Raw genomic sequence first — 25388 nt, forward strand, 5'->3', positions numbered from 1 at the left:
TGTTAAAAAATGTTAATATAAACAATCAACTTTAACATATGTCAAATTAAACTATACATTTGCTTGCAAAGCAATTAATTGAAATACTAAATGAGGAACAAACTATTATTTATATGCGTAGCTTTCTTTAGCTTGCATCTCGTAGCACAGGCTCCCAAAAAGGAAACTTCGGGAACCATCCATGCTGCCATAAAAAAACTTAACTTTTTAGGCTCTGCTCTTTATATTGCCGCTCACCCCGATGATGAAAACACACGTTTGATTACCTATTTATCCAACGACATAAAAGCAAACACAGCCTACCTTTCTCTTACAAGAGGAGACGGAGGGCAAAACTTAATAGGGACAGAAATTCGAGAAGAACTTGGAGTAATTCGTACACAAGAATTACTTGCTGCTCGTAGAACTGACGGAGGAAAACAATTTTTCTCTCGTGCCAACGATTTCGGATATTCAAAACACCCAAAAGAAACTTTCAAAATCTGGGACAAAGACGATGTACTTTCTGATGTAGTTTGGGTTATTCGTAAATTTCAACCGGATGTAATCATTAACCGATTTGATTATAGAACTCCTGGTACTACACACGGACATCATACTGGTTCGGCTATTCTTTCTTTCGAAGCTTTTGATTTAGCTGGAGATAAAGATGAATATCCAGAGCAACTTTCTTTTGTGGATACTTGGCAACCAAATCGTTTATTTTTCAATACTTCTTGGTGGTTCTACGGAAGTCAAGAAAAATTTGAAAAAGCAGATAAAACTAATCTTTACGGTTTAGATATCGGAACTTATTATCCTTTGGTAGGGAAATCTAATAACGAAATTGCTTCTGAATCTAGAAGTATGCACAAATCACAAGGATTTGGAAGTATCGGAACTCGTGGTTCTTCTACAGAATATTTAGAATGGTTAAAAGGTGGAAAACCTGTTTCGAAAGACGATATTTTCTCTGGAATCAACACTACTTGGTCTAGATTAGAAAATGGAGCTCCTATTGGAAAATTAATCTCTGAAATCGATGAAGAATTCGACCCTACTGCACCTCAGCAAAGTTTAGCAAAACTTCTGAAAGCAAGAAAAATGATTCAAAACTTAGAAGATTCGCACTGGAAAAATGTAAAACTTTCAGAAATTGAAAATGTAATTTACCATTGTGCTGGTCTTTATTTAGAAGTAATTGCAGACGAGCATTATGCTGCACCTTCTTCTGAAATCAAATTAGATATTGAAGCTATTAACAGGCTTGGAGATCATGTTGTTTTAAACCAAATTCACTTAGAAGGTATAGATCAAAATTTAGTTTTAAACAAAAAACTAGATATGAACCAACGTTTTAGCCAAATAGAAAAAATTGTGCTTCCTAAAAACATAAGCACTACAAATGCTTATTGGTTAAACAATCCTGGAACGATGGGAATGTATCATGTAGATGAGCAACATTTAATCAGTTTGCCAGAAACTCCAAGAGTTTTAAGAGCTCGTTTTGAATTAGAAATCGAAAATCAAAAGTTTACTTTCTTTAAAGATATTGTATATAAAGAAAGAGATCCTGTAAAAGGAGAAGTTTATAAGCCTTTTGATATTACAACTCCTGTATTCGTAGATGTTTTAGAAAATGTTTACATTTTTGCAAACGACGAGCCAAAGAAAGTTGCTGTAAAAGTAAGAGCAGGAAAAGAAAACTTGGAAGGAAAAGTAGAAATTGATTTACCAAAAGGTTGGAAAGTTTCTCCAAAAGATTTTGATTTCAATTTTAAAAATAAAGACGAAGAAAGAGTTTTTACTTTTGAAGTAACTCCTCCAAAAAAACAAAGCGAAGTTACCTTCTCTCCTATTGTTACACTTGGTAAAAAAGAATATTCGGATGTTTTAGCAGAAATCACTTATGACCATATTCCTAACCAAATGGTTGTAATGAAAGAAAAAGCAAAAGTTGTTCGTTTAGACATCAAGAAAAAAGGAGATAATATCGGATATATCATGGGAGCTGGAGATTTAGTTCCAGAAAGTTTAGAACAAATTGGATACAAAATTCACCCAATTGATATTCGTAATGCTACAGAAAAAGAATTAGCAAAATTGGATGCTATTATTATCGGTATCAGAGCTTTTAACACGAAAGAAGATTTAAATATTTATCAATACAAACTTTTTGATTATATTGAGAACGGCGGAACAGTTATCGCCCAGTACAATACAAACAGAGGTTTGAAAGTGGATAATATTGCACCTTATGCCCTTAATATTTCTAGGGATCGTGTAACAGAAGAGAATGCAAAAGTTAAATTTATCAACCCAAAACATGATATCTTAAACTATCCAAACAAGATTACTAAAAAAGACTTTGAAGGATGGGTACAAGAAAGAGGTTTATATTTTGCAAATAAATGGGACAAAGAGTTTGAACCAATTTTAAGTTCTCGTGATGAAGGAGAATCTGCAAAAAAAGGAGGTTTACTGGTTGCTAAATACGGCAAAGGATATTTCATCTACACTGGTTATTCTTGGTTTAGAGAGTTGCCAGCTGGAGTTCCTGGAGCCTACAGAATTTTCGCTAATTTAATTTCGATTGGAAAAAAATAATCAACTATGGGAGAATCTGAGGACAAACCACCATTTTTTAAATCTTGGAAACACGTCTATCTTTTCGTGCTTTTGTTCCAAGTATTTTTAATCATATTATTCACTATCATTACTGAAGCTTACAAATAAATGCATTTATTAGATTGGATTGTACTGGGCGCTATACTGCTGCTCATTGTCGGGTATGGAATCTATAAAACCCGAAATATAAACACGACTGAATCCTACTTAAAAGGGACACAAACCATGCCTTGGTGGGCAATCGGACTTTCTGTAATGGCAACACAAGCCAGCGCAATTACGTTTCTTTCAACACCAGGACAAGCATACGATGACGGAATGCGTTTTGCGCAATTCTATTTCGGATTGCCAATTGCAATGATTCTTCTTTGTGTCTTTGTGATTCCTTTTTATTATAAACTAAACGTTTACACAGCCTATGAATTCTTAGAAAAACGTTTTGATTTAAAAACTAGAACTTTAACAGCAGTTTTCTTTTTGGTTCAAAGAGGGCTTTCTGCTGGATTAACCATTTTTGCTCCTGCAATTATTCTTTCTTCCATTATTGGTTGGGATTTAAATATCACGAATCTTCTGATTGGACTTTTAGTTATTGTCTACACTGTTTCTGGAGGAACAGCTGCGGTAAGTCAGACGCAGAAACAACAAATGTTTGTAATTCTTACAGGTATGTTTATTGCCTTTTTGATTCTTGTTCAAAAACTTCCTGAAAATGTAAATGTTGGAGATGCAGTGGATATTGCTGGTTATATGGGAAAAATGAACATTGTAGATTTCGAATTTGATTTGGATAATAAATACAATATCTGGAGTGCACTTCTTGGAGGTACTTTCCTTTTCTTGGCTTATTTCGGAACAGATCAATCGCAAGTACAACGTTATCTTTCTGGAAAAAACTTGGCAGAAACAAAACTTGGTCTTCTTTTCAACGGAATCTTTAAAGTACCAATGCAGGTTGGAATTCTTTTCATTGGAATCATGGTTTTTACTTTTTTCCAATTTCATAAAGCACCACTTCATTTTAACCGTTCCAATGTAGAGTCTATTAAAAATTCTGAATATGGACCACAATATGCTGAATTACAAAAAGAATATAGCAAGGTTGGAGATGAGAAAAGAGCTGCTATTTATGAAGTTCTTGCAAATGAAAAAGCAAATCAACCTAACGAAAAGGCAATTGAAAACATGAACGTTCTAGAAAATAAAGAACGTGATTTAAGAGAAAACGCAAAAACTATTATCTCAGAATATTCTGAAAAGAATGATTTAAATCTAGAAACAAATGATTCTGATTATGTTTTCATTACTTTCATCATGAACTATCTTCCTACAGGATTGATTGGGTTATTATTGGCAGTAATTTTCTCTGCTGCGATGTCTTCTACTGCTTCGGAATTGAATGCACTTTCTACAACAACAGTAATTGATATTTATAAAAGATCTTTCGTAAAAAATCAAAGTGATAAACACTATCTAAGAATGTCAAAATTCTTTACACTTCTTTGGGGAGCAATGGCGCTATTCTTTGCCACATTTATTTCGCTTTTCGCCAACCTGATTGAAGCTGTAAACGTAATCGGTTCTCTTTTCTACGGAACTGTTCTTGGAGTTTTTGTTGTTGCTTTCTTTGTGAAATTTGTAAGAGGAAATGCCGTTTTCTTAGCAGCAATTGCTGGAGAAATCATTGTTGTTACTCTTTTCATTTTAGACAAAAAAGAAATTATTGATCTAACTTATTTATGGTTAAACCTTATCGGTTGTGCGGCTGTAGTTTTCTTCGGAATTCTTTTCCAAATTATCCGACCAAGCAAAGGAGAACCAGAAAAAGAATTAAGTTTAGAATCTTAATAATAAAATATCTTAGAAATTAAAAACCTCCTTATTGGGAGGTTTTTTTATAAATCGAACTCTATAACAGAATCACTTTTCAAATTTTTCTTGGACTCTCTAAATAACTGCACCTCAGCAAAACTTTGCTTCCTACCTCCTGCACGAATAATTCTATCAATATATTTGATAAAATCTACCGATTCTTCACCAAAATTTTTACCAATAATAATAACTTCATCTACAGGAAAAGTTTCATAATCATACGCTTGTTTTGCAGAAAAACCAATTGTTTTAAAACTATATTCTTTTGCAAGTTCATAAGCTATTTTAGGAACTCCTGTATTTGTAAAACCACTTACAATTTCAACTTCAAAGTATTCTTTTTGTATTTGTTTAAAAATTTCATCAAGAAAAGATTTCGCTTTTTCAACATCAAAATCATTTGTACTATATCCTACAATTCCAATTTTTATTTTTCTCATATCTCAAACCTACAACATCATCAAAATCTGGCTCATCACAATTATAAACATCATCACAATTCCTAAATAGAAAATCTTTACACCATGCTTACGATCATGATCTGAGTAAGAAAATACACGTTTTCCGTTTGGTAAAGTTTTCTTAGAATTCATCAAAGAATAACCGATAATTAAACCAAAAATCCCACCAAGTAATGAAAAGATATAACCAGCAGCAATCCAAGTTTTCTGACTTTTCTCTGGTTTTGCAAGGTCTAGCATTCTTTTATTTCGCAATCCATTCAGTAATTTTAAGTCTACTTTTCTTCCTCGTTCTTTCAGAATTTTTTGCGCCAATAAATAATCCAACTCACTCCACTCATCATATTTCAGCAAAACATCATAAAGTTCTTCATCCGTAAACTGAAATAAATAATAATCCTTATCAATCGAATCCATATAACTTTCCGTATATTCTTTCAGAGCTTCTTTTGCTCTTTTAAAATCGGATTCTTTAATTTTTATAATTGCAGAATATTGTAGTGTACTTCCTGTAAAAGTTACATCTACAGGAGGCGTATCATCCGTAAGAATAGATTTTATATGTTGTTCTTCTAAAATTTTTTGTACCTCTTTTGCCTCCGCTACTGTCTGAAATTTTTTAAAAGCTCTAAATTCTTCTTGCATAGTTTGTGTTCAATTCTTATTTGTACTCAAAGATAGAATTTTAGGGATATTTTCAAAATGAAAAAGCTTCCAAAATGGAAGCTTTTCTCTATCTTTTTAAAGTGAAATGACCTCGATATTCTTTACCATTTCTTCTTTTAATCAAAAACCAATAATCAGTAGAAGGTAATTGTTCTCCATTTTTAGTTCCATCCCAACCTCGATCTTTTCCTAAAAATTTTGAAATCAATTTACCATATCTATCAAAAATAAATATCTCATTATATTTTTCACTATCAGCATTGTTAATCTGCCAATAATCATGAATTCCATCACCATTTGGAGTAAAATATTGTGGATAATAAAGTAAATATGTTTCTTTAGATAAAACACCACAACCATTTTTATCTCTAACATAAACTGTATAAGAATTCACTTGTAAATCTTCAAAAATAGGTTCATCTTGGTAATTTTCACCATCTAAAGAATATTCATAATCTCCTTTTCCTTCCACTTGAACTTCTATTTTATTTTTATCAAATGTCCAATCAGAATTTACAAATTCTATTTTGTTGGCAAATGTTGATTGAATTACATTAAAACTTTTAGTTGTTTCGCAAATTGTACCTAATGCAGTTATTGTTTGCGCTGTAACATCATATATTCCTGGTGTATTAACTGTAATAACATTAGATGTTTCGCCAGTAGACCAAATATAATTATCATATATATCTTCAACATATAACTCTAAAACATCATGGTTACAAATAATTTGATTTTCATCTAATAATAATTCTGGTTTTTCTATTACATTTAAAACTAAATTAGCTATTTCAAAACATTCTGAATATAAAGAATTTTCGACTCTTATAAATAACTGTTGATTTGAGATAGTGTTTTCATAATAATCATTAGTAATAGTATTTATTTTATTTTCAGCATCCACAAGAGATTCATGAATTGTTACTTCGAAAGTATCTGAAAACTGATTTTCTAAAATTTCATTTTTCAAATCTGATAAATTAAAAGAAGCTAATTGGTCATTTGAAGAATCATCACAAACTTCTAAATAGTAATTATCCTCCAGTAAGACAGAATCAAATATTTCTATGTTAAAATCTAAAACAGTATAACAGTTTGAATTACTGTTGTTTTGAGCACGCAAATAGATCGTTTGAGGATTCGAGATATTTTGATAATTAAATGGTAAAGGGTTTACATTTAATAATGCATCGTTCTCTGATATAAAATATAAAATTTCAAAAGAATCATTTTCAAACTGATTTGAAATTGTAGTAAAATCAAATATTTCTACATTATCATTTGTAAAGTCATCACAAATTTTATAATCATCTATTTCTACTGATTCAAAAACCTCATCTACAATCAAATTAAAAGTAATCTCTTCAAAACATTCAGGTTTTAAAACGTTATAAATCTTAGCTGTAATTTCTTCATTTTCTGAATCATAGCTTAAAGGAAATGGACTAGACAGTATCATACCTGAAGAATTTGTATAAATAATCTCAATGTTATCTTGTGCTCCAATAATATTGTTTTCAATGAAAGATGTATCAAAAGTTGCAATCCCATCATGATTATCATCACAAGATCTAATATCCTCTATCTCATTTATAATGATTTTTGGCACGACTATTAATTCTAATTGAGATTCAGAAAAACAACTATCATCGTCTATTTTTTTAGATTTAACATTTATTATTTTCGAACTAGAAACATATATGTTACTTAATTCTTCTGTAATGTCATTTCCATTTTCATCATAAAAATGTATTTCAACATCATTTAAATCATTTGAAAAATAACTAGCCATTTCAGATGTATCAAATTCAGCAATTCCATCTTCATCTGTATCACAAACAATTAATTCAAATGGTTCACTTATATTTGGAGTTTCTACAATATTTAACTCCAAGTGTTTTCCAAAAGCCATACAATCGCTATTTTCATTTTTAACTTTAATGTATATTTCTTGAAAAGTTAAATTTGTTCCATAATTTGAAATATCGAATATTTCATTTTCTTCTTGAAGAGCATCTTCACTATCTTCGTAATAAGAAACATTAATTATTTGACCTGAAAATATATCTTGGATTTCATTTTCTAAAAAAGAAAAATCAAAATAAGTCAAACCTGATTCGGCTTTACAATTACTCAAAGTAAATTGAAAATCGGCTGGAATTTGACTAGAATTTACAATTAAACTAACTGGTAACAATGAATAACATTCTTCTGTTGCAAATATTTTTACCCAAACCTCAGAATTATTGGGAATTAAATTTTCATAAGATTCTAAATTTCCTATTTGATTCTCAGAATTAATAGCATCTACTTCTGAATTATAATAAACTATAGATAAATCTTCGTCTGTTTCTTGCTGAATTGACTCAGACAAATCATTTAAATTAAAAATTGAAATTCCATCTATATCATCATCACATTGTATCAATTCTAATGGCTGAGTAATTTCATCTGTATAAAAACTTACTATACTTAAATTAAAAGTTGTTGTCATATAACACAAAGAATCATAATTTGAAACAATTTTTACTTCTATAGTTTCATTTTCATCTTCATTCTGATAAGTTTCAGGATTGTCTATTGCAGTTGTTAAATCATCTATATTTCCAGACTCATTAAAATAATATAAAGTAAAATCTTCAGCATTAAGGTTTTCTAGAATTTCATCACTTTTAATTGTCAAGTCTAATATAATAATTCCATCATCATCTGTTCCAAAAGATGTATTATCACAAGCTTCAAAATCTGTCACAGAATTTTCTATTAGTTCAATTGGTATAATAGAAAATTCCTTTATTTCATCATAACAATCTATTGCATCTATACTTCTAACTATAGCATAAATTTCTTGAGGTTCTGAATTATTATCTAAAACAAACTCATCTGGATTTTGAATAGATAAATTTACTTCCAAATTTTGAATGCTTTCAAAATAAACAACTTCATAATCTAAATCAGACAAACCATTTAAAAGCAATTGTGTATTAGAAGTTAAATCAATATTATCTGAATCATCACATATATATAAATCTATAGGTGTTCCAGAAATTGGAATGTCAAATATTTCTACTTCAATTGAATTATTTATAGTATATTCATTTAAATCTACTGTAACATTTACAGTATATACACCAGAGCTACCATAAGTATGTATAGGATTTGTTTCATTAGAAGTATTTGAATCCCCAAAATCCCAAGTTACACTATCTTCATTTTCAATCCCTAAAAGAGTGAATTGTGTTGACTCTCCCAAACAAACATTTTCAACACTTATTGTTCCATAAAAAGAAGATTGAATAAATGGCGGTAAACCATATTTTGATAATCTATCTCCAAGATACATATCTTCCTCAGTATAATTACAAGCTGTACCTACTACATTAACATTTCTAATAACATCCAAATAATGACTATTACGAATAGCCACATAAATTTTACCATTTGGACCTAATTGCAATGCTCCATAAACCTTTTCATCATCTATTAAGATTGTCTTTGATGAAATAATATCATTTAAGTTATCAAAATCTAAATTATACTGAACAACTTGCCTATTACCATTATTATAGCCTGTCCTACTTATATAAAGTAATTTACTATTTGTTGAGAACTCTACTCCATAATTATCTTGATCTGTAGATAATATTTGAGGATTTGATAAGATTCCTGTGTCAATATCAAAATCATAAATTTCTAATCCAATTGCATATCTTGCTACTGCAACTTTTTTTCCATTTGGAGAAATCTTAATTCCTCCTGCAGCTTCTACAAAAGGTAAAGATACTCCTCCAACATACTCTCCAACAGCACTTATTACAGGAGTTGTATTAACTCCAGAATTATCAATTTTAAATGATATGAATTGATTACTATTCCATTTATGGCTAATAATCCAATATTCGTTTGTCTCAGGATGTTTTATAGCACTAATTTTTTCTGTTGTTGGATTTTCAAGATAAATATTATCGTCAATTACCTTACCTAAACCTCCATTATAAGTAATATCAACAATAGAATATCTTAACCCATATTCACCTGCAAAAGCATCAACTGTAAAAATGTAGTAGATATTTTCATCTTCAGGTTTAGGAATTATTATTGCAGAATGTGTACTTGAAAAATCACCATATAAACCTTGACCATTTTCCATAACTTCATGATTTTTATTATAAACTACAGAACCATCTGTATAAAATAAAAGATCTCCATTTGAGTCAGAAATTGAAGCACATCCTTCATCTGTGATTAATTCTCCATCTAGTAATGCAGACACATTTCCATTATCGAAATGAATTCCAGCATTACTACCAAAATACCATGTTGTTGTTATTTGCTGAGAAAAACAATTGTAGAAAAACACTATTAAAAATAGTGTCAAAGCAAACTTTTTTGTTATCATTTTTATTTGCAATATTAACAAATAATATCTGGAAATTCAAAACATTTTTTCAACTCAAACCCCCATCCAACTATTAAAAGTCGCAGTAGTCGTTTGACTTGTTTTCAAAACTGCTTTTAAGTTTTTAAGAGTAATCGAAACTGTATTTTTATTATATCGATTTATTCTTTCCACAAAATTTTTATTCACCAACTCTCCCCTATTTATTTTAAAAAACAGTTCAGGATCTAAAATTTCTTGAATCGAAGTAAGCGAATTTTGGTTTAATAAATGTTTTTTTTCTTGCTGATCAAAAGCGAAAACAACACCATGATCTGCCTGAAAATATGCGATCTCTTGTGTTTTTAAAAAGTAAATTCCATTAGAAGTTTTTACAGAGATAAAATCCTTATAAATTGGTTTGTTTTTTTGTTGAAAATAAGAATCTAATTCTTTAAAAATCGATTGTTGGTTTTGTTGTAAATTATCTTTTAAAGTCTGAAATTTATTCCAAGCTTTTTCAAAACGCACAAAAGTATAAGGTTTCAAAAGATATTCGATTCCGTTTGTTTCAAAAGCATTCATCCAAAAATCATTGTATGCAGTAGAAAATATAATCGGAGTTTTTACCGTCAATGAACTATAAACATCAAAAACATTTCCGTCTCTTAGTTCAATATCTGAAAAAATCACATCTACCTCCGGATTCGTTTTCAAAAAATCCAAAGTATCATCCACCGTTTCTAATTCAGTAATTATTTCATACGGAACACCTAGTTTTTCAATATATAATTTCAGTTTTTTTCTCGCAGGAGCTTCATCCTCAATAATCGCAATCTTATACATATTCATTCATTTTTACCATTGGTAATTTCACATAAAAAACTTCTTCAGTTTCTTGTATTTCTATAGCTTTATTGAACAAAAGTAAAAACTGTTCGTTCAAATTTTTTAAAGCTACACCATTCGTTTTCTTTTTTCTTTTTAGAGCTATTTTATTATTTTCTACTTTAATTCCTTTCTTCCAATAAACACGGATTTTCACAGGATTTTTAGAAGTTCCTAAATTATGTAAAATCGCATTTTCAATCAGAATTTGCAAACAAAAAGGCGGCACATGCAAAGTAAGTTCTTTTATAGAATCATCAATCTCTAACTGATAATAATCCTGATATTTTTCTTCCATCAGCTTAAAATAATTCTCTGCAAAAATCAATTCTTCTTGCAGCGAAATCAATTGCTTATCCGAATTTACAAGTGAAAAGCGATACACTTCCGAAAATCGACCTAAGAAAACTGAAGCCTTGTCCGGGTCTTCAATAATTAAAACATCTAACACATTTAAATTATTAAAAAGAAAATGCGGATTTAACTGATTTTGTAATTGCTGAATTTTACTTTTCGCATCACTCATTTTATAAGCATTCATCAACTTTCTATAGTTTTTACTATCCATAAAATACAGATAAGCCAAAGAAAATCCTCCGAAAATAAAGAAATCCACTACTCGATATAAATTCAAAAAAATCACCTGATTCCAAGATTCAAAATTTCGATCAAAAGTGTTGAAAATAAAAGAAATTAAAAGCGCAAACAGATTATAATAAATCATATAACCAATAAATCCAATTCCAAAATACTTTAGATATTTTTTTAGAGAAGGAAATTCGTCTTTCGATTTCTTTTCAATTTTTTTCTTAATAATCGCAATCAATGAAAAAATAATAACTCCTTGCAAAAAAATCCAAAAAGGCGCATCAATATGAAAAGGAATATTCTCCCAAGATCCACGAGAAATTTTCAGAATATTGTTCAGATTTATAATCCATGCGAAAACAAATAAAAAAAGTAAAAAATATCGGTATTTTTTAAAATAACTAAAAACGTTTTTCATCTTTTTGAGTAAAAAAATTAGCAATTGCAACCACAAAATCTGAGTTACAATTGCTAAAATAAGTTATTAATTAGGCCAAGAACCAACTGTGTTTCCTTTTTCGTCGAAAGCTAATAATTTCACTTCATTATTATGATCTACACAAAATTTCGCTCTCGGATTTCCTTTTTCATCAAACAAGAATAATCCATTTTGGTTTCCAGGAAACTGTCCTAAAGCAACTCGTCTCACACTTGAAAAATGTCCTTGTTCCTTCAGTTCTTTATATCTTTTTCTTTTTAATTCAGGATCTTTAATCGCACTTAATTCTGCACTTAATCTTCGCAATTCCTCTTGTGATTCGCTGTCACTTCGGTCATTAAACACCAAAGAATTATATTTTCTTCGATCTCCGTCAACTTCACTATCTGTAGAAAGTAATTGCATCACCTGATCTCCATTATACTGATCATAAGTCAGCGAAAGTCCCGCAGAATGTCCTCTTTCGTTTTTCGCTCCGTCATAAATAAATCCTCCACATTCTATTCCGTCTTCATTGAAAAACAACATTCCTGCTCGCTTTTTTCGATCATGGTTGTTATTTCCATTAATCGTATCTCCGCTAACTGGGAAATTTTCTACATTGGTAATCACCATTTTTACGGTTCCGTCATTTTCTACAATATTGATTCTTTCCACATCGATAGTTCCAAATTTTTGGTTGAAAGGATTCCCGTTTTTAAATGCGAAAGACATAAAAGCAAAAATTCCGATTCCAACTGATACTGCAAATGTTCTTAAAAAAATTAATTCTCTCTTTTGATTTTTCATGATATATATGGTTTTGTTTTTTATTTCTGAAATCAAAAGTAGAACAGAACCTACAATTCAAAAACGCATTTCTGATGAACCAAGGAAAAAATAATATGAATCAAGGAAATTTTCTGTTGAAGTATTTTTTAGAAAAAGTAAAAATTTTGAAGATAAATATTTGGGCGCTCCATACCTTTCTTTTTTTATCAAAAAAGAAAAAATGTCGGGCTTTCGGCAGTCGCTTTTTGGCTGCAAAAATGCAGGCAGCCAAAAGAGCTCCAACAAATGCCTCTATCCCTAGCGCAGTTTCAAGGTAAATTGAAATTTCACGTTTAATGTAGAATAATAAATTCCCCTCTCGAGAGGGGCTAGGGGGTGTGTATTTAAACTACCTTAACATAAGTTTTGATAAATTCAATTTCAACAGTTAATAGAATTTTATTCCACACAATCACTGCTATTTTCACGTTTCCGTATAATCCAAATCTTTTCCAAAACTCTCTTTCAGTTTCCAATTTGAAATTACAGAGATTATTAAACAAATAACAGAAAGAATAATCACGGTATGAATCACACCAAAAGTTGGTTTTAAACTTTGATAAGCTATAAAGAAGAAAATCAGAATTCCACGAACGATATTTGGAGCAGAAACGGTTGCTGTAGCTCTAAGATTTGTTCCAAAATTTTCGGAAGTTGTAATTAAAAACAAAGCCCAGAATCCTGCAATAATTCCACTAATCAGAGATAAAGCATAATACAATGTTGTAGTACTGAAAACATCACTTAAAGTCAAAATCATTAAAATAAATAATCCTGTAGTCAAAAGACGAATTACTTTTTTCCTTGATTTTAAATAAAAACTCAAAGGCCCACTGAACAAATCTCCAATTGCATTTCCTACAAAATACCATAACACACAAACTCCTACTTCTACTGGCTGCTCGAAACCTAAAGCTTTTGTCATTTCATTTGCTAAGAAAATAAACATCCCATAGAAAAACTGAATTGGCACGGCAACTCCTAAACAAAATAAGTATTTATGAAAAATCTCTTTTCGAAAAAAAAGCAATTTTAAACTTCCAAGATGTGTTTCTTCCAGCGTATTTTTTGTTTTTTCAAAAAGATGTGAATCCAAAAATCTTGCACGAGCAAAAAGAAGTAAAAATCCTAAAACACCTCCAATGAAAAGAGCTGTTCTCCAAGTAGTATAATCATAAACTAAAAATGCTAAAGAACCTCCTAGAAGACCAATTCCTGTAATGAGCGAAGTAGCATAACTTCGGTGTTTTTTTTTCACAGTTTCTGCCATCAGCGTAATTCCTGCTCCCAACTCTCCTGCAAGACCAAAACCTGCTAAAAACCGAAGAATCATATACATTTCTATATGATGAACAAAAGCATTTAAAAGCGTGGCTGTTGAATAAATAAAAATAGAAGTGAAAAGAATATTTTTTCTTCCCCATTTATCCCCAAGAACTCCAAAAACAAAACCTCCGAGAATCATTCCTATCAATTGCAGATTGATAATCCATGTTCCTTGTACAGATATTTCTTGTGCATTTAAACCCAAATCTTGTAAACTTTCCACACGAAGAATTCCAAAAATTGCAATATCATAGACATCTACCAAATAACCAAACATAGCAATCAAAACTGGTAAACTAAACAGAGAATGTTCTTGATGTTGTTTCATAATTAAAAAATCATTTTCAAAACATTAGTTTGTTCATTTTTTTCTTGATAAAAAAACGAACCAAAAAAATCAAGACTTAATTTTTAAAATCAAAAAATCTACAAATTTTGAAAAAGACTCAAAAAAACTCGCTGTCACTCAAACAATTTCTCGTCTATTTTTTTCAAAATTCTTGATTTTTACAATTTTAAAAATAGGTCAATTAAATTTCGTTAAACATTTAATTTAAAGCTTAGCATCTAAAAGTTAGATTTCAATTATATGCTTTAAAAAGGTTAAAAATTTGATTCTTTAAGTTAATGAAATATGTTTTTTAATAAAAGATAAAATTTTGAAAATGAACAAACATTATCACGTTTGGTATTTTGTCCAAATATTTAATTTAAAACACACCCCTAGCCCCTCTCAAGAGGGGAATTTGAAAATGAATATTTAATCACAATTACAAGAACCTATAAATTCAAAATTTGGATCATCAGAAGGTAGTACGACCGAATTCATAATTTCTGTTCTTGTTTTATAAACTCCTTTTTCAAAAGTTACCATTCCGTCTGCTGCATAATTGGTTCCTGAAATCCATTGGGAATAATCATCACAATCTTCATCTAACATCGGAAAATTTCCTTCAGAAACTGGTCCCAAATTTTCCCAAAGACTACTATTCGGTGGGGTAAAATAACTTGAAACTTCGATGGAATTTTTATAAATCATCGATTCATACTCTACATACGAATTTTCATAATAAAGTTGTACTTCATTCCAACTAGGAACGCCACTTATACACGGACAAAAACTAGGATCTTGAATTTTATTACAATCATATTGTACCTTAATAACACCATGATCGTATTGAATTTTCTTATTTACATCATCTCCTTTTACTGGCTTATTTTCATAAAATAAATTATAATCCAAAATACCCAAAGAATCTGTAAGTGGGAAAATATAAATCGTAAAAACTCTATTTATACTTCCGATATCATCTAAGTTTAAAGATGCTGAAGTTGTATTTTCATCTGTTGTTACTACATGAAAAATATGTCCTGTTCCAGCAATAGCATCATATTCTCCATTTCCAAAAATAACTTGAAAACCTCCAAAAGATGGATAATCTGAAGTGAAAGACCATTCTACAACTACATTATTTCCATCATATTCATAATAAATATTTTCGAGATCAACTCTGGTAGTAAAAAAAACAGCAGAACCTAACTGACTCATATCAATTCTTGCTTCGTTTTCTTTAATCATTGGCATATTGGAAGTATCATCGTCTGTAGCACAAGAAAAAAACAAAACACAGATAAATAATAAAGGTAAAATTGACTTCATGATTTTATTTTTGAGATTAAAAAAAGCTGAAATATTGAAATTTTAACTCTTGTATAAATTTACAAAAACCTAAAACCGTCTTTTCTGAAAGAATTATTAAAAAGATTTTTATTGAAATCTAAAAAAACTTCTTTTTCAAATTATACTTTAATTTCTCCATGATCGAAATAAATTTTCTTGTTTATTCCATCTCCTTTTACAGGTTTATTTTCATAAAACAAATTATAATCTAAAACTCCCTGAGACTCTCCAACAGGAAAAATATAAATAGTAAAAACTCTATCTATAGTTCCGAAAGTATCTAGATTTAAAACTCCTGTTGTTGTGAATTCATCGGTTGTATCTACATCAAAAACATGTCCTGTTCCCGCATAAACATCATAATTTTCATTACCAAAAACCACTCGAAATCCACCAAAATTAGGATAATTTGAAGTATACGTCCACTCTACAATTAAATCATTTTTCTCATTGTCATAGAAAATTCGCCTTAAATCTACTCTTGTAGTGAAATATTCCACAGAGTTTAACTGACTCATATCAATTCTTGCTTCGTTTTCTTTAATCATTGGCATGTTGGAAGTATCATCGTCTGTAGCACAAGAAAAAAACAAAACACAGATAAATAATAAAGGTAAAATTGACTTCATGATTTTATTTTTGAGATTTAAAAAAAGCTGAAATCTTAAAATTCCAACTCTTATATAAATTTACAAAAACCTAAAACCGTCTTTTCTGAAAGAATTATTAAAAAAATTTTTATTGAAATCTAAAAGTCATACCAAGATTAAAAGAAGTAACATCTATTGTTTCAAAATAATTCTGATAATTCACTCCAATCTGCGGATAAATATGAAAATTATCTTTTTTATAAACCAAATAATCCACTTTCATTTCTAGTTCTTGTCTAAAAGTTGCATCGTTATCTGTTGCTCTTCGATATACACAGCTCCAATTCACTTTTTGCTGAGACATACGCCAATCAAAACCAGTTGAATATTCAAAATACGTTTCTTCAGGACTAAAAAGATAACTAAAACCAATACCAAAAAATGGCTGAAAACCTTTGATTGGAAGTTTAACTTTTAGAATTTGCCAATCAAGAGTTGCTAAATCTCCTGTGTTGTCTTTTAAATAAGAATATCGAAACTCGGATGCGAAAATTCCCCAGTTCCCTTGTATTTTTGGTTGGGTTAAAAAATAATCATTTGGAAAACCATAAGCTAAAGGAGTGTTAATTTCCAAAGAAACATATTCTGGATGTAAATGTTTTTGATCTAAAGTATGTTCTTGACCAGCATCTACCGCTAAAACTGTTACATAACCTATTCCGTAAAGTATTTCTGCAAAAAATTCTGCGATGATACTTTCTCCAACTGTAGTTCCAGAACTTCTAGAACTTTTACTCGAAGAACTCCCTGACTTTTCATTATCTAATTCCGCTTGAATATCAACCTTTTCTTTGATTTCAGATACTTGTCCAATAGCAATATTTGTTGTTAAAAAAATAGACAATAATGTGTATTTTAATATTCTTTTCATAAAAAATTATTTTTCACACATTTTATCAAATACTAAGCCAAGGGTGATAAAATATTTTATGAGTTTTATTTTCAGTTTTTAAAATTTTAATCGAAGAAAATATTTTTTAAAACAAAAAATCAACTTTTGATAATTTTAGAAAATTTCGTACATGTTTTATTCAAATTGACACGCAAATTTTTACTAAAAACTAAAAAAAACTATCATTTTGTCATAACAAAACCTATCATTTCCGACACAATGTCATAAAAACCGTTTTGGTATTTTCTTTGACTAAAAGCTAATCGTGTTTCGAAAACAAAAACACAGAAATCTCGAAGGAGATACATTCAGAATAAAATTTTATTGGTTTTTGTAGATTTTACATACCCATAACTGAATGACATTATAAATTTGAATTAAAAAATTAAAAGAAAATATAAATTATGGCTACAGGAAATATTAATGTAACAGCGGAAAATATTTTCCCTATTATTAAAAAGTTCTTATACTCTGATCACGAAATCTTTTTACGTGAGTTAATTTCAAATGCAACGGATGCAACTTTGAAATTGAAACATCTTTCTAAACTTGGAGAAGTTAAAGGAGAAATCGGAGAGCCTATCTTAGAAGTAAAAGTTGACAAAGACGCAAAGGAAATCCGTATTATCGACCAAGGAATTGGAATGACAGGAGAAGAAGTGGAAAAATACATCAACCAAGTTGCTTTTTCTGGTGCGGAAGAATTTGTTGAAAAATATAAGGATAAAGTAGAAGATTCTGGAATCATCGGTCATTTCGGGCTTGGATTCTATTCTGCTTTCATGGTTGCTGATAGAGTGGAGATTTTCACAAAATCTTTCCAAGAAGGTTCTAAAGCAGTTCGTTGGGAATGTGACGGAAGTCCACAATATACTTTAGAAGAAACGGACAAAGCAGATAGAGGAACAGAAATCGTTTTACACATTGCAGAAGATTCTGAAGAGTTTTTAGATAAGGCTAAAATTGAAGGACTTTTATCTAAATACAACAAGTTTATGCCGATTCCAATTAAGTTTGGAACTCGTGAAGAAACTATCAAATCTGAGGAGCCAGTTGCAGAAGGTGAAGAGCCAAAAGAAGAAAAAGTTGTTGTTGACAATTTCATCAACAATCCAAACCCAGCTTGGACAAAAAAACCTAGCGAATTAGAAGATGAAGATTATAAAAACTTCTATCGTGAGCTTTATCCAATGCAATTTGAGGAGCCTTTATTCCACATTCACTTAAACGTGGATTATCCGTTTAACTTAACAGGAATTCTTTATTTCCCTAAGTTAACGAAGAACATGGATCCTCAAAAAGATAAAATCCAATTATACCAAAACCAAGTTTTCGTAACGGATAATGTAGAAGGAATTGTTCCTGATTTCTTACAAATGTTACGTGGTGTGATTGATTCTCCAGATATTCCATTAAACGTTTCTCGTTCTTACCTACAAGCTGATGGAGCTGTAAAGAAAATTTCTAGTTACATCACTCGTAAAGTTGCGGATAAATTAGCTTCTCTTTTCAAAAATGATAGAAAATCTTTCGAAGAAAAGTGGGATGATATCAAAGTAATTATCGAGTATGGAATGTTATCTGAAGAAAAATTCTTCGAGAAAGCACAAAAATTCGCTTTATATCCAACTGTAGATGGTGAGTATTTCATTTTTGATGAATTAATTGAAAAAATCAAAGACAACCAAACAGATAAAGATGGAAAAACTGTAGTTCTTTATGCTTCTGATAAGAAAGCTCAACACAGTTTCATCGAGGCTGCAAAAGCGAAAAACTATGAAGTTCTTTTATTAGATTCTCCAATTGTTTCTCACTTGATTCAAAAATTAGAATCTACTAAAGAAAATGTATCATTCGTTCGTGTAGATGGAGATCATATTGATAATTTAATCAAGAAAGATGAAAATGTTGTAAGTAAACTTTCTGAAGAAGAACAAGAAACTTTAAAACCAATCATTGAAGCAAATGTTCCTAAAGAAAACTATACTGTACAATTAGAAGCAATGGATTCTAATGCAAATCCATTTATCATTACAATTCCAGAATTTATGCGTCGTATGAAAGAAATGAGCGCTACTGGTGGTGGTGGAATGTTCGGAATGGGGAACATGCCAGAAATGTACAATTTAGTTGTAAATACAAACAATGACATGGTTGCATCTATTTTAAATGAAAAAGATGAGACTGTACAAAAAGAATTAATTAAACAAGGATTTGATTTAGCAAAACTTTCTCAAAACCTTTTACATGGTGAAGAATTAACCAACTTCATCAAAAGAAGCTTTGAAATGATCAAGAAATAAGCTTTTGACAACATATATTTGAATTAAAAACTAAAAAAGCCATCGTAATTGATGGCTTTTTTTATGTCTTAAATGTTTCTTTATATTCCTATAAAAATATCCGTCATCAGGTTTTCTTCTGCAATATCTACCACAAAATCTTCCATCGCTTCTTCAAGCTTACTTTCTACTTTCACTAAAAAAATAGTGTCCTCTGTTCTTACTTCTAGCGCTTCTATCAACTCATTTTTTACATTTGTAAAAGATACAATATCTTTATTTGTGTATCCTTCTGGGTATTTTGTCAATAGCAATTCTAGAATTTCAGAATTTAAATTTTTGTAATCTATAATTCTTTTTTTCATAAAATAAAATATCTAATTTTTAAATTTTCAAGGTTATTTGATTATACTTTTTCTTATACAATTTTAACCAAAAAAGAATTCTAGTGAAAGAAGGAAAGTTTAATATTAAAACAATAAATCGTTAACTTTCAATGAATTAAACCTTAAAACACAAAAGATAAACAACTGATTTTCAGACATAAAAAAACTGATTCGTAAATAATATACAAATCAGCTTTTCTTTATATTTTAATTTTACTCTTAGTTAAACCAAATAGTAAAAAATTTAATTTTCGCATGGTCAGGAATTTGATCTGCTACAACTTCTCCTTTTGCATCTGATGCTTTTAATCCTAAGTCATTTTTATCTAAAGCTATCGTAGCGTTTAATTCATCAATAAATAATGTAACATTAAATATAGTGCTCTCTATTTTATTGATTTGGTAATTTGCTTTGATGTCTTTGAATGAAGAATTTAATGAAAGTCCTTTTTTAGTTTTAAATAATGGACTATTGATTTCTACATATTTAATTTTAGAAAGAGAATCATTCGCTTCTTGAGGTACGATAGTTAATAATTCATTTCCTTCTGGAGAATAAATCAAATATTCATCCTCATCTTTATTTAAAAAGTTAGTGTCTGATCCACTAACCTGATTTGAATTTACTTCTGAAATGGAATCTTTTGCAAAGATTGTTTTAATTTCTCCTGCAGTATTTTTTGATGTAAAATTCCCAACTTGTCCTTTTTCAATAATATAATCAGTGTTTTTATTACATGCAAAAAGAGAGAAACATAAGCTTAAGATTAAAATAAACTTCTTCAAGGTTTTAAAGGTTTTAGTTTTGTAAATTAAATTGACAACGTAATTATTCTATTTTTATTGAATTTATTTCGGAATAATCGTGGGGTTAAAATATTCCGAAATAAATTTTAACAAAAATAGGTTATATATATTTAGTTTAAAAATTAGATACCAATAAATTTCAAATTATTATTTGCTGTTTAATAGGAGCTTCTCCTACTAGATTCTCTTCTATTTTTAGAGTTTTCTTTATAATAATAGTTAGAAGAGTGTTTTTTCTTTTTATTGTATGAATAATAATTTGAACGTTTTTTATGGTAATGTCTGTGAGGTTTATTTACATATCCTCTATAATGATAATAACCATGCGGGTTTATAGTAATAGTCAGATGTCCTACTTGACAAATATGATGATTTTGATATTTAATTCGAATTTGTCCAATTCTTGATACTTTTCCATCTCTTAAATATTTTATAGAAACATTTCCTACCGAAGTAATTCTTCCATAATAATCCTTTCGAATTCTCACAGGTCTATTATCTTGAACCACCTCATATCGAACTCCATTTTTATAATAACATTCTGTCTCTGGAAGTGCGTTAAAATCAAAATCTCCATTTGAAAAAACATAAAATTCAATATTATTTTCTACAAAATAAATTGGTTCTTCAAATATCCTTCTACTCTCTATTCGTTCCGTATTTTCAAATCCCATCATTTGAAAACTACTGAAAACTAACCCAATAATGATAAGTATTCTTGTTTTCATAATTCTTTTAGTTTAAATTAATACTTGTTTTTAACGATATTTTAGAACTATTCAAACAACATGCCGAAAATATGAGGCTAGCTAGATTAAAAAAATATTATATTTCTAAAAAAATAAAAAAAAGGCGTAATATTATTCATATATTTACGTCAGACAGGGTAATAATTAATTAATTTTTAAGATGATAGAAGCTATTGAAAAAAATTTAGATCGTGGTATAAAATTATTAGAATCAATTACAGATGAAGAATATAGCGACAAATCTGTTGCTCCATATTACTCAAGTATCGGAGGACATATGCGACATATTCTAGATGTTTTTGATTGTATTTTTGACGGTCTACCAGAAAAAAAGGTAAATTTAGTAGCGAGAAAACGAAACCCTTTGGCTGAAACTAAAACTGAAGAAGGGATTGCATATTTTGAGAAAACAAAAAGAAGACTTCAAGAATTAGCAAATACAGATTTTGATAAGATAATTACAGTTTCAGACGATTTAGGATTAGGAGTAGTAAGTGCAAATTACACACTTGCAAGTGCTTTAATTCAAGCGCATAGTCACGCAATTCATCATTATGCAAGTATTGGATATATTATTTCACAACTTAGCATTGAATTACCTGATGAAGATTTCGGATTTAATCCATCTACACCGAAAGAAAAACAAATGATAGGAGCTAAGAATTAGTTAGCTCCTTTATTTTTTTTGTATAATTCAACAATTCTTTAATATCTTTTAAGAAAGTCGAAACTTTCGCATAAGGAATTCCATGTTTATTATGATTTGTAGTTGCTATTTTATGAATCATTTTCCAATGATCTTTAATCGTTCTTATAGAATTTAAATAAGTCTGATTTGTAGCATCATAAATATGTGTTGGCTCGGCGATAATTCCGTTGATCTCTAAAATTTTAAAATTCTTTCCTTTTCTTAAATCTTCAAACTTATCATATTTGATATCCAATCTCCCATAATACCAACCTTCAATCTGTTGGTTTAAAGCATCAAAACTTTCCACTAATTTCTCGTCGATCAAATGATTCCCATTGAAAAACTGTGTTCCTTTCGCATGATTTCCAATAACATTCAAAAGAACAGATTCATTATTTTCTGGAACTTCTTTTAAGCCTTCTCCATGAATTTCTCGCATCAAATCTAAATAGAATTGCGCTCTTTCATCTTGAATAATTAGTTCTTCTAATGTATGTTTTCCATTTCCAGAAACAGTCAAATATTTTTTAATCGTGATAGAAGAAATATCTCCTTTTTCTTCTCCAGGAATTCTATAATAAAAAAGTCCACATTCATTTGAATAAGAAACAAATTCTTGAATGATAATCGGAATTTTATATTGCTGTAAGTAAGTTTCTAATATTTCAGGAGAATCAATTTTTTTCACCAGCAAACCTCTAAATCCAATATCTGGTTTTGCAATCAAAGGAAATTCAATCCTAGCATTTTCAATTTCAGTCATCGTTTGTTTAAAACTATGTTTTTTCTTTACTAAAATTGTTTTTGGACGAAATTCTTCCGGAATCAATTGAATCGTTTTATACTTCGATTCGGCTCCATTTCCAGAATGTTTTATCGCTGGATTTGTTGCAGAAAAAAATACCGGATTTCTACTTTTTAAAGCTAAATAAACCGCATAAGGAAGTATCGGTACATAAAACATGTACGATGGCCAATATTCCCACTGAAAAATCTTTTTAAAACTACTTACTTTCTTCATTTTTGTCAAACAATGCACTTAAAATAATTCGAATACCAATCACTCCTAAAACTACAGCAATGATGGCAAGGATTATCCCAACTATTAAAAATAAATAATTATCATTTCTTTTAATAGCTTTAAAGCCAATATTTATGAAAAAAGGAGCTAGTAAAATTAATGGTAATGCACCAGCTTCATATTTTATACCTTTTGCAAGTTTATTTTTGTCTGTGCTCATTTTTTATAATTATTTAAAGCATTTCGAACGCCTTTGTATTTTTCTAAAAGTTCTTTTGCTTCCGATTCTTCGATATTCAATTCTTCCATCAACATTCTCGTTCCTCGATATACCAATTTATCATTCGAAAGCTGCATGTCTACCATTTTATTTCCCTTAATTCTCCCCAACTGTATCATTGCTGAAGTCGAAATCATGTTTAAAACCATTTTTTGTGCAGTTCCTGCTTTCATTCTAGAACTTCCTGTCACAAACTCTGGTCCAACAATCACTTCGATAGGATACGTAGCAACTGTCGAAAGCGGACTGTTTTCATTACAAGTAATACATGCCGTTGTACAACCAAATTTTGTCGCTTCCTGAATTCCTCCTATCACATAAGGAGTCGTTCCTGAAGCAGCAATTCCAACAACAGAATCATTTTCAGTTATTTCGTATTGATTTAAATCTTTCCAAGCTTGTTCTTTATCATCTTCTGCATTTTCCACAGCTTTTCTAATCGCTGTATCTCCTCCTGCGATCAAACCAATCACCAAATTATGAGAAACGCCAAAAGTTGGTGGACATTCCGAAGCATCTAAAATTCCAAGTCTTCCACTTGTACCTGCTCCTATGTAGAATAATCTTCCTCCTTTTTTTAATTTCGAAACCAATTCTGTTACAAATTTTTCAATCTGCGGAATCGTTTTCGAAACTGCATTCGCAACTGTTTGATCTTCTCTATTTATATTCGTCAAAAGTTCTCCCACACTCATTTCTTCCAAATGATTGTATTTCGAGTCTTTTTCTGTTGTTTTTTCAAAATTCATAATTCAAATGTACTTAAAATAATTTGCTCTTTAAAAAACCTAATCCATAACCAAAAAACTGTACAATTGTAGTAATTACAGCCAAAAATCCAACCAATGCATTTTTATTCATCATCGTTGCAGCAAAGAAATTAAACGCTAAATAAATTCCAATAAACTGAAATGGTACAAAGAATTTAAAAAGGCTACAAATAGCTGCAAAAACAGAAAACAAAACAAATAAAGAAGGAAACCAAAAAGTAAGTTTAGCAGATTCTGGATATTTTTTGTTTAAAATCGGACGAGCTGTTCCAAAATTGAAAGTTTGCTTAAAAAATGCTTTAATAGTCGATCTTCTTTTATGAAAAACATAAGCCGAAGGAATCAATTGTGTTTTAAAACCATTTTCCCAAAGACGAAAAGTCATATCAATATCTTCTCCATATTTCATTTTACTAAAACCTTTCGTTTTTTGAAATGCTTTCTTCGAAATTCCCATATTAAAACTACGCAACTGAAACTTTCCAATTCCATTTTTCTTTCCACGAATTCCACCAGTTGTCAACAAAGAAGTCATCGAATAATTGATTGCTTTTTGCAACATTGTAAAAGATTTATGAGCTGCATCTGGTCCACCAAAAGCATCCGTATATTGTTTTTTCAAGGTTTGAGAAACATGATATAAATACATTTCAGGAATAATACAATCCGAATCTAAAATGATAAAATAATCACCTTTTGCTCGTTGCATTCCATAATTTCTACTTTGTCCAGCTCCTGTATTTTCCTTAAAAAAATATTGAACATTCAACTGATTCTCATATTTCTTTACAACTTCTTCCGACGAATTCTCCGAACCATCTTCCACTACAACTATTTCAAATTTTTGCTGAAAATCCTTTTGTTTTGTCAAACTTTCCAACAATTCATCAATCTCTTCTGGACGATTATATACAGGTATTACTAATGAAAATTTCAATGTTTTTTCTATTTAAAATTTTTGAGGTAAAAATCATTATCATTTTTTGGAGCTTCCCTTTCCTTTTTCAAAAAGTCAAGGTCGGGCTTTTCGTTTCAAGTTTTCTTTTTTCAAATAAGAATATCTAAGAAATCCGTGGGCTTCTAAGGTCGCCTCCGTTTTCTAAGAATTTCTAATTTTCAAAAAAGAAAAGCTTTCCTCTACAAT

Annotated in this window: 22 protein-coding genes; 5 read left to right on the top strand and 17 right to left on the bottom strand. The window is 29.8% G+C overall.

Annotated elements, in window-relative coordinates:
• Positions 1 to 90 precede the first annotated feature (90 nt).
• Together I0K12_RS01150 and I0K12_RS01155 are read left to right on the top strand one after the other, a co-directional pair.
• On the top strand, positions 91 to 2586 hold the full coding sequence (locus tag I0K12_RS01150) for a PIG-L family deacetylase (protein ID WP_196885063.1): 2496 nt from the start codon (positions 91 to 93) through the stop codon (positions 2584 to 2586).
• 129 nt (positions 2587 to 2715) lie between these two features.
• Positions 2716 to 4455: a sodium:solute symporter gene (locus tag I0K12_RS01155; protein ID WP_196885064.1), complete on the top strand. Its 1740-nt coding sequence runs from the start codon at positions 2716 to 2718 to the stop codon at positions 4453 to 4455.
• Positions 4456 to 4502: 47 nt separating this feature from the next.
• Here the strand turns inward: I0K12_RS01155 and I0K12_RS01160 are convergent, their stop codons facing one another.
• The 6 genes from I0K12_RS01160 to I0K12_RS01185 all read right to left on the bottom strand — a co-directional run bounded on the left by I0K12_RS01160 (position 4503) and on the right by I0K12_RS01185 (position 12688).
• Positions 4503 to 4919, bottom strand: a complete 417-nt coding sequence (locus tag I0K12_RS01160) for a hypothetical protein (RefSeq protein WP_196885065.1) — start codon at positions 4917 to 4919, stop codon at positions 4503 to 4505.
• A 9-nt stretch (positions 4920 to 4928) separates the two neighbouring features.
• Entirely contained in the window at positions 4929 to 5585 is a 657-nt protein-coding gene (locus I0K12_RS01165; protein ID WP_196885066.1) for a hypothetical protein, read from the bottom strand.
• A gap of 88 nt (positions 5586 to 5673) precedes the next feature.
• The gene (locus tag I0K12_RS01170; protein ID WP_196885067.1) at positions 5674 to 10005 is read right to left on the bottom strand and encodes a T9SS type B sorting domain-containing protein; all 4332 of its coding nucleotides are present in this window, start codon (positions 10003 to 10005) and stop codon (positions 5674 to 5676) included.
• 54 nt (positions 10006 to 10059) lie between these two features.
• Positions 10060 to 10830: a LytR/AlgR family response regulator transcription factor gene (locus tag I0K12_RS01175; protein ID WP_231372676.1), complete on the bottom strand. Its 771-nt coding sequence runs from the start codon at positions 10828 to 10830 to the stop codon at positions 10060 to 10062.
• A complete protein-coding gene (locus tag I0K12_RS01180; RefSeq protein WP_196885069.1) occupies positions 10823 to 11878 on the bottom strand; it encodes a sensor histidine kinase in 1056 nt (351 codons plus the stop codon). Before I0K12_RS01180 ends, I0K12_RS01175 begins: the two co-directional genes overlap by 8 nt.
• Before the next feature lie 66 nt (positions 11879 to 11944).
• Positions 11945 to 12688 carry a hypothetical protein gene (locus I0K12_RS01185; RefSeq protein WP_196885070.1) on the bottom strand — a complete coding sequence of 248 codons (744 nt, stop codon included), beginning with the start codon at positions 12686 to 12688 and terminating at the stop codon, positions 11945 to 11947.
• A 74-nt stretch (positions 12689 to 12762) separates the two neighbouring features.
• Here I0K12_RS01185 and I0K12_RS01190 point away from each other — a divergent pair, with 74 nt between their 5' ends.
• Positions 12763 to 12987, top strand: coding sequence for a hypothetical protein (locus tag I0K12_RS01190; RefSeq protein ID WP_196885071.1), 225 nt, complete (start codon positions 12763 to 12765; stop codon positions 12985 to 12987).
• 146 nt (positions 12988 to 13133) lie between these two features.
• On the opposite strand, the gene I0K12_RS01195 is transcribed toward I0K12_RS01190, so the two are convergent.
• From I0K12_RS01195 to I0K12_RS01210, 4 genes are all read right to left on the bottom strand, one after another.
• Positions 13134 to 14363, bottom strand: coding sequence for an MFS transporter (locus tag I0K12_RS01195; RefSeq protein WP_196885072.1), 1230 nt, complete (start codon positions 14361 to 14363; stop codon positions 13134 to 13136).
• 432 nt (positions 14364 to 14795) lie between these two features.
• Positions 14796 to 15695 carry a hypothetical protein gene (locus tag I0K12_RS01200; protein ID WP_196885073.1) on the bottom strand — a complete coding sequence of 300 codons (900 nt, stop codon included), beginning with the start codon at positions 15693 to 15695 and terminating at the stop codon, positions 14796 to 14798.
• A gap of 140 nt (positions 15696 to 15835) precedes the next feature.
• Entirely contained in the window at positions 15836 to 16345 is a 510-nt protein-coding gene (locus I0K12_RS01205; RefSeq protein ID WP_196885074.1) for a hypothetical protein, read from the bottom strand.
• Between the two features lie 109 nt (positions 16346 to 16454).
• Positions 16455 to 17237: a hypothetical protein gene (locus I0K12_RS01210; RefSeq protein ID WP_196885075.1), complete on the bottom strand. Its 783-nt coding sequence runs from the start codon at positions 17235 to 17237 to the stop codon at positions 16455 to 16457.
• 425 nt (positions 17238 to 17662) lie between these two features.
• On the opposite strand from I0K12_RS01210, the gene htpG reads away from it, so the two are divergent.
• Entirely contained in the window at positions 17663 to 19561 is a 1899-nt protein-coding gene (htpG, locus tag I0K12_RS01215) for a molecular chaperone HtpG (protein ID WP_196885076.1), read from the top strand.
• A gap of 80 nt (positions 19562 to 19641) precedes the next feature.
• Here htpG and I0K12_RS01220 read toward each other — a convergent pair whose 3' ends face one another.
• The 3 genes from I0K12_RS01220 to I0K12_RS01230 all read right to left on the bottom strand — a co-directional run bounded on the left by I0K12_RS01220 (position 19642) and on the right by I0K12_RS01230 (position 21461).
• Positions 19642 to 19905, bottom strand: a complete 264-nt coding sequence (locus I0K12_RS01220) for a hypothetical protein (RefSeq protein ID WP_196885077.1) — start codon at positions 19903 to 19905, stop codon at positions 19642 to 19644.
• 240 nt (positions 19906 to 20145) lie between these two features.
• On the bottom strand, positions 20146 to 20712 hold the full coding sequence (locus I0K12_RS01225) for a hypothetical protein (RefSeq protein WP_196885078.1): 567 nt from the start codon (positions 20710 to 20712) through the stop codon (positions 20146 to 20148).
• Between the two features lie 179 nt (positions 20713 to 20891).
• On the bottom strand, positions 20892 to 21461 hold the full coding sequence (locus I0K12_RS01230; protein WP_196885079.1) for a hypothetical protein: 570 nt from the start codon (positions 21459 to 21461) through the stop codon (positions 20892 to 20894).
• A 181-nt stretch (positions 21462 to 21642) separates the two neighbouring features.
• Here I0K12_RS01230 and I0K12_RS01235 point away from each other — a divergent pair, with 181 nt between their 5' ends.
• The gene (locus I0K12_RS01235) at positions 21643 to 22149 is read left to right on the top strand and encodes a DinB family protein (protein ID WP_196885080.1); all 507 of its coding nucleotides are present in this window, start codon (positions 21643 to 21645) and stop codon (positions 22147 to 22149) included.
• Here the strand turns inward: I0K12_RS01235 and I0K12_RS01240 are convergent.
• The 4 genes from I0K12_RS01240 to I0K12_RS01255 are packed head-to-tail and all read right to left on the bottom strand — an operon-like array spanning position 22139 to position 25181.
• On the bottom strand, positions 22139 to 23194 hold the full coding sequence (locus I0K12_RS01240; RefSeq protein ID WP_196885081.1) for a D-alanine--D-alanine ligase: 1056 nt from the start codon (positions 23192 to 23194) through the stop codon (positions 22139 to 22141). The two genes, I0K12_RS01235 and I0K12_RS01240, sit on opposite strands and share 11 nt — an antisense overlap.
• The gene (locus tag I0K12_RS01245; protein WP_196885082.1) at positions 23178 to 23414 is read right to left on the bottom strand and encodes a DUF6095 family protein; all 237 of its coding nucleotides are present in this window, start codon (positions 23412 to 23414) and stop codon (positions 23178 to 23180) included. Before I0K12_RS01245 ends, I0K12_RS01240 begins: the two co-directional genes overlap by 17 nt.
• Positions 23411 to 24223, bottom strand: coding sequence for an N-acetylmuramic acid 6-phosphate etherase (murQ, locus tag I0K12_RS01250; protein ID WP_196885083.1), 813 nt, complete (start codon positions 24221 to 24223; stop codon positions 23411 to 23413). Before murQ ends, I0K12_RS01245 begins: the two co-directional genes overlap by 4 nt.
• A 13-nt stretch (positions 24224 to 24236) precedes the next feature.
• Positions 24237 to 25181 (bottom strand): glycosyltransferase, encoded by a 945-nt coding sequence (locus I0K12_RS01255; protein ID WP_196885084.1) that lies wholly within the window; start codon positions 25179 to 25181, stop codon positions 24237 to 24239.
• Positions 25182 to 25388: the final 207 nt, after the last annotated feature.

Origin of the sequence: Aureivirga sp. CE67, assembly GCF_015767245.1 — a bacterium.
In the GTDB taxonomy this organism is placed as follows: Bacteria; Bacteroidota; Bacteroidia; order Flavobacteriales; family Flavobacteriaceae; genus Aureivirga.